This window comes from Pseudomonas brassicae, from assembly GCF_010671725.1.
GTDB classification, from domain to species: domain Bacteria; phylum Pseudomonadota; class Gammaproteobacteria; order Pseudomonadales; family Pseudomonadaceae; genus Aquipseudomonas; species Aquipseudomonas brassicae.
The window spans coordinates 1-5,821 of the sequence record NZ_JAAHBU010000489.1 but is presented as its reverse complement, the minus strand read 5'-3'; the positions used below and the strand labels follow the sequence as shown (position 1 = coordinate 5,821).

Sequence of the window (5,821 nt, the reverse complement as noted above, 5' to 3'; positions counted from 1 at the left end):
TTGAGCGCCAGCAGGTTGGTCTGGTCGGCCAGGCCGCGAATCACATCGAGGACCTTGCCGATGTCGCGCGATTCGCCCGCCAGGTTGCCGATCAGTTCGGCGGTACCCTGCACGTCGGCGCTCATGCGTTCGATGGCGCTGACGGTCTCCATCACCAGGTCGCGGCCATCGCCGGCCGAGCGGGTCGCGGCCTTGGAGGCTTCGGAGGTGCTCACCGCGTTGCGCGCGACTTCTTCCACGGCACTGGTCATCTCGGTGACGGCGGTGGCGGCCTGCTGGATTTCGTTGTTCTGCTGCTGCAGGCCACGCGCGCTTTCGTCGGTAACCGCGTTCAGCTCTTCGGCGGCCGAGGCCAGCTGGGTGGCGGAGCCGGCGATCTGTTGCAGGGTGTCGCGCAGCTTGTTCTGCATCTTGGCCATGGCCTTGAGCAGGCGTGCGGCTTCGTCGGTGCCTTCGGCCCGGATCGTCTGGGTGAGGTTGCCTTCGGCGATCTGCTCGGCGGCGTGCAGGGCCTCATCGATCGGCTTGACGATGCTGCGCGTCAGCAGCAATGCACACAACAGGGTCAGCGCGGTGGCGGCCACCAGCAGCACGATCACCAGGCTGAAGGCCGTGTCGTACTGGTCCGCAGCGGCCTGGTTGGCGCTGCGCGTCTGCTCGTTGTTGACCTTGACCAACCGGTCCAGTACGACGTTGACCTGCTCGGAGTTGCTCAGCATCTCCTTGTTGAGCAGGCTGCGCAGGCCGTCGCGGTCATCACTCTGCGCCATGCGTTTCATCTGCGCTTCGAGTTGACGGTACTGGGCCAGTAGCTGGCGGTACTGGTTGAAGATATCGCGCTCGCCGTCGGCAACGATCAGTTTTTCATAGGCCTGTGTGGCCTTGTCGATCTGGCTGTTGCGGGTGTCCAGCAGGCCGAGGATCTCCTGCTGTTCGCCCGCGTCACGGTTGACCAGCAGGCGGTAGGAGAGGGTGCGCAGACGCAGGGTCAGTTGGTTGATCTGGCTGAGGTTGTCGAAGCTGGGCACATTGACCTGCTCGATGATGATGCCCGCCTGACGAATACTGCCCAGCTGGTTCAGGGCAAATATGCCAAGTGCAAGCATCAGGGCGCCGATCAATGAGAACCCCAAAAGTGCACGCACTGCGATGTTCATGTTACGTAATGACATGGTTTTATCCGGCAAGAAGGATGAGAGCGCGCGGTCCATGCGTCATTGGAGTGTCACAATGCCTATCGGTCGGGCGCGGAGAGACTTGAGTGGTTGTGTAACTAAACATGAACCGGCCGTCGTTTTTTGTTTGATGACAGCTGACCAAGTGACGGAACCGGTTCCCGATCGGCAGGTCAATCTGCACCAGGTCGCTCTGGCCCCGATATCCCTGGCGAGCACGGCGAGATTTCTTTATCGTGTGCGCCCCCTGAAAAACCGTGAGAACGCAATCATGCTGGAAACATCCCTCAGTCAATTGGAGCAACTGGTCAGCGACCTGGTGCAGAAGAATCTGGAACTGGCCGAGCGCAATGCGCAACTGGACAGCGAGCTGGCCCAGGCCAAGGACGAAAACGAAAGCCTGCAACTGAGCCTGATGGAACAGGAAGAGAAGCAGGGCGCAACCGCTGCGCGCATCCAGGCGCTGGTGGAACGTGTCGGTGGTGGTGCGGTTAACGCATGAACACCTCCGCGCAGTCGATCAATGTCGTCTCGATCCTGGGTAACGACTATTCGATCAAGGCCCCTGACGGTCAGGAGCAGACCCTGGCCCAGGCGGTGCAGATGCTCAAGGCCTCGCTGGCCGACACCAAGCGCAAGTACCCGTCGCTGATCGGTGACAAGCTGCTGGTACTGGCGGCACTGAACCTGTGTTCGCAGCAGATCGAGCTGCAACAGACCCATCAGCAGGCCCTCGACCGTTATCAAGAGCAAGTCAGCGCCACGGTCGACGTGATCGCCCGGACCATCGGCAACAGCTGATCGCACCGGCCCCCTCGTATCAAATCTGTTTGCTTGCTCACTGACCTCCGGGACAGTGGGCGGCATTGTGGCGCCTTGGTGCTAGTATTGTATTTCCTGTTGTATACAATTGGCCGAACTATTGCGGTACAAGGCTAATTATTCTCAGGGGAAGTCCATGCAGTTCTGGCGGCGCAGTATCCAGTGGCAATTGATTGCAAGCATGGGCGCAGCCCTGTTGGCGAGCATCCTGATCGTGGTGGCGATCTATACGGTGGCGGTCAACCGGCTGACCGAACGCTACCTGGTCGACACCGCGTTGCCGGCCAGCGTCGAGGCGATGCGCAACGATATCGAGCGCATGCTCAGCCGGCCGCTGACCGCGGCGGCCGACATTGCCAACAACACCTTGCTGCGCGACTGGCTGGCGGCGGGTGAGGACAGCACCCAGACCGCTCGGTTTGTCGAATACCTGGAGGCGGTGCGCCAGCACAACCAGGCGTTCACCGCGCTGTTCGCCGCCACGGCCAGCCACCACTATTACAACCAGGGCGGGCTGGACCGCACCTTGAGCCGCAGCAATCCGAAGGACCAGTGGTTCTTCGGCTTCATCGACAGCGGCAATCCGCGCCTGCTCAACATCGACACTGATATCAGCAGCGGTGACCTGGCGCTGTTCATCGATTACCGCGTCGAGAAAGCCGGCAAGCTGGTGGGCATTGCCGGGCTGGGCCTGCGCATGACCGAGCTGTCGCAACTGATCCACAACTTCAGTTTCGGCGAGCGCGGGCGGGTGTTCCTGGTGCGCGGCGACGGCCTCATCCAGGTGCACCCGCAGCCCGAATTCAGCGGCAAGCGCCAGCTTGCCGAACAGATCGGCGAGGCCGCGGCAACCCTTGCGCTCACCCCCCATGAAGGTTTGCAGCACAGCCGTTTCGAGCGCGACGGGGAAGGCTACCTGGCCCTGAGCCTGCCACTGCGCGACCTGAACTGGACGCTGGTGGCCGAGGTGCCCGAAGCGCAGATTTATGCCCAGGTGAACCAGACCGTCTGGATGACCAGCCTGATCGGTGCGGCGGTGGCGTTGCTGTCGTTGCTGCTGGTGGTGTGGCTGGCGCGGGGCATTGTGCGGCCGCTGCGGGCAGTGACCGCGGCACTGATGGCCATCGGCAACGGCGGTGGCGACCTGACCCATCGCCTGGACGAGACGCGCGCCGACGAGCTGGGTGAGCTGGCGCGGGGCTTCAATCGTTTCCTCGACAGCCAGCGCGACCTGATCGGTGAGTGCTGCGCACCAGCGGGCACTTGCGCAGCGCGGTCGGCCAGGTGAGCGAGGTGGTCGAGAACACCGCTGACCGCTCACAGCGCCAGCAGCAGATGACCGAGATGGTGGCCACGGCCGTGCACCAGATGGGGCTGACCGTGCAGGACATTGCGCAGAACGCCGGGCATGCGGCCCACGCCTCGCAGACTGCGCGCAGCGAAGCGTTGCAGGCACGCGAGGTGGTGCAGCGCTCGATTGCGCATGTCGAGGGGATGTCGGGCGAGATCGGCGTGGCGGCCAGCGCGGTGGGCGAGCTGGCACGAGAAGTGGCGTCGATCGACGCGGTGCTGGCGGTGATCCGTAGTATTTCCGAGCAGACCAACCTGCTGGCGCTGAACGCGGCAATCGAGGCGGCGCGGGCCGGTGAAATGGGGCGTGGTTTTGCGGTGGTGGCCGACGAAGTGCGCACGTTGGCGCAGCGTACCCAGGTGTCGACCGACGAGGTGCAGAGCATGATCCAGCGCCTCAAGCATGGCGCGGGCGCGGCGGTGGCGTCGATGCATGCGGGGCAGGCGGCGACGGGCGCCGGGGTGCAGTCGAGCCAGTGTACCGGGGCATCGCTGACCACGATTACCGGGCAGGTGGAGCACATCAGCGACCTGAACCTGCAGGTGGCCACGGCAACCGAGCAGCAGTCGGCGGTGACCGAGGAGATCAACCGTAATGTGCAGGGGATTTCCGACCTGGCGCGTCAGACGGCGGCCGAGGTGGACGGGTGCCGGCAGGATTGCCGGGCACTGCGCGGGCTGGCGGATGACCTGGCGCGGCAGATGGGTGGGTTCCGGCTTTAAACCGAGGTGACGGCTTCGCTGGCAAGCCAGCTCCCACAGGGTCAGGCGGTGCTCATAAAACCCTGCAGGAGCCGGGCTTGCCGGCCAAAGGGCCCTCAGCCCAGTGTGACGGCCCGGATATCCGCCGCCAGTTCGCGTACCCGCGCCTCGTCGGTGTCCCACGAGCACATGAAGCGCGCGCCACCGCTGCCAATGAAGGTGTAGAAGCGCCAGCCCTTGTCACGCAGTGCCTCCAGCGCCGGCTCCGGCATCTGCAGGAACACGCCGTTGGCCTCCACCGGGAACATCAGTTGCACCGCCGGGATGTCGGCCACCAGGCCGCTGAGCAGTTGCGCACAGTGGTTGGCGTGCTGCGCATGACGCAACCAGGCGCCGTCTTCGAGCAGGCCCACCCAGGGGGCCGACAGGAAGCGCATCTTCGACGCCAGTTGCCCGGCCTGCTTGCAGCGGTAGTCGAAGTCTTCGGCCAGCTTGTGGTTGAAGAACAGGATCGCCTCGCCCACCGCCATGCCGTTCTTGGTGCCACCAAAGCACAGCACGTCGATGCCGGCCTTCCAGGTCAGCTCGGCAGGCGTGCAACCCAGGAACGCGCAGGCATTGCTGAAGCGCGCGCCGTCCATGTGCAGGTTCAGGCCCAGCTCCTTGCAGGTGTCGCTGATCGCCTTGAGCTCTTCGGGGCGGTACACGCTGCCCACTTCGGTGGCCTGGGTGATGGTCACCACGCGCGGCTTGGGGTAGTGGATGTCCTGGCGCTTGAGCGCCACTTCGCGGATCGATTCAGGCGTGAGCTTGCCGTTCTCGCTGCGCGCGGTCAGCAGCTTGGAGCCGTTGGAGAAGAACTCCGGCGCGCCGCATTCGTCGGTCTCGACGTGGGCGGTCTCCGAGCAGATCACGCTGTGGTAGCTCTGGCACAGCGACGACAGGGCCAGGGAGTTGGCGGCGGTGCCGTTGAAGGCAAAGAATACTTCGCAGTCGGTCTCGAACAGCTTGCGAAAGTGATCGGCGGCCTTGGCGGTCCACTGGTCGTCGCCATAGGCGCGTTCGTGGCCTTGGTTGGCCTTGTCCATCGCCGCCCAGGCTTCGGGGCAGATGCCGGAATAGTTGTCGCTGGCGAATTGCTGGGTTTGTTCGGTCATTGCACTGTCCTGTGATCGACGCAGGCAAGCACTCTAAACCAAGTTCCGGGTTGTCGCCTATCGCTGGCAAGCCAGCTCCCACCGGTACAGCGCCGCTTTTTGACCCGATGATTTCCTGTGGGAGCTGGCTTGCCAGCGAAGCGGGCGACACGGATGTCGTAAACGCACCTTTGCGTGGCGCGCGCAGGCATCTGGGCTGCGCGTACCAGCCCTACCATCGCAGCCAAAGGGCGCTGTCCAAGTCACTGCCGGGAGAGATGCGATGTTCACCAAGCAAGACCAGATCCAGGGTTACGACGATGCACTGCTGGCGGCGATCAACGCCGAAGAGCAACGCCAGGAAGATCACATCGAACTGATCGCCTCGGAAAACTACACCAGCAAGCGCGTCATGCAGGCGCAGGGCAGTGGCCTGACCAACAAATATGCCGAAGGCTACCCTGGCAAGCGCTACTACGGCGGCTGCGAGCATGTGGACAAGGTCGAGCAACTGGCCATTGATCGCGCCAGGCAGCTGTTCGGCGCCGACTACGCCAACGTCCAGCCGCACTCCGGCAGCCAGGCCAACGCCGCCGTGTTTCTCGCCCTGCTGCAAGCCGGCGACACCGTGCTGGG

Annotated in this window: 4 protein-coding genes and 2 pseudogenes; 4 read left to right on the top strand and 2 right to left on the bottom strand. The window is 63.8% G+C overall.

Features of this window, described 5'->3' with window-relative positions:
- Positions 1-1,172: methyl-accepting chemotaxis protein (locus G3436_RS25035; protein WP_163950759.1), on the bottom strand; the 1,172-nt coding region annotated here is incomplete at its 3' end.
- Between the two features lie 274 nt (positions 1,173-1,446).
- Here G3436_RS25035 and G3436_RS25030 point away from each other — a divergent pair.
- From G3436_RS25030 to G3436_RS25020, 3 genes and pseudogenes are all read left to right on the top strand, one after another.
- Positions 1,447-1,677 (top strand): hypothetical protein, encoded by a 231-nt coding sequence (locus G3436_RS25030; protein WP_163950756.1) that lies wholly within the window; start codon positions 1,447-1,449, stop codon positions 1,675-1,677.
- Positions 1,674-1,976, top strand: a complete 303-nt coding sequence (locus tag G3436_RS25025; protein WP_163950754.1) for a cell division protein ZapA — start codon at positions 1,674-1,676, stop codon at positions 1,974-1,976. Before G3436_RS25030 ends, G3436_RS25025 begins: the two co-directional genes overlap by 4 nt.
- A gap of 157 nt (positions 1,977-2,133) precedes the next feature.
- Positions 2,134-4,070 (top strand): annotated as a pseudogene (locus G3436_RS25020) (methyl-accepting chemotaxis protein).
- Positions 4,071-4,165: 95 nt separating this feature from the next.
- Here the strand turns inward: G3436_RS25020 and G3436_RS25015 are convergent.
- Positions 4,166-5,206, bottom strand: a complete 1,041-nt coding sequence (locus G3436_RS25015) for a threonine aldolase family protein (protein WP_163950751.1) — start codon at positions 5,204-5,206, stop codon at positions 4,166-4,168.
- Between the two features lie 262 nt (positions 5,207-5,468).
- On the opposite strand from G3436_RS25015, the pseudogene glyA reads away from it, so the two are divergent.
- A pseudogene (gene glyA, locus G3436_RS25010) lies at positions 5,469-5,821 on the top strand (serine hydroxymethyltransferase); the annotation flags it as partial.

Excerpts from the sequence above, each read along its gene's own strand:
- G3436_RS25030 (WP_163950756.1), top strand. The coding sequence starts at position 1,447 with ATGCTGGAAACATCCCTCAGTCAATTGGAGCAACTGGTCAGCGACCTG.
- G3436_RS25025 (WP_163950754.1), top strand. The coding sequence starts at position 1,674 with ATGAACACCTCCGCGCAGTCGATCAATGTCGTCTCGATCCTGGGTAAC.
- G3436_RS25015 (WP_163950751.1), bottom strand. The coding sequence starts at position 5,206 with ATGACCGAACAAACCCAGCAATTCGCCAGCGACAACTATTCCGGCATC.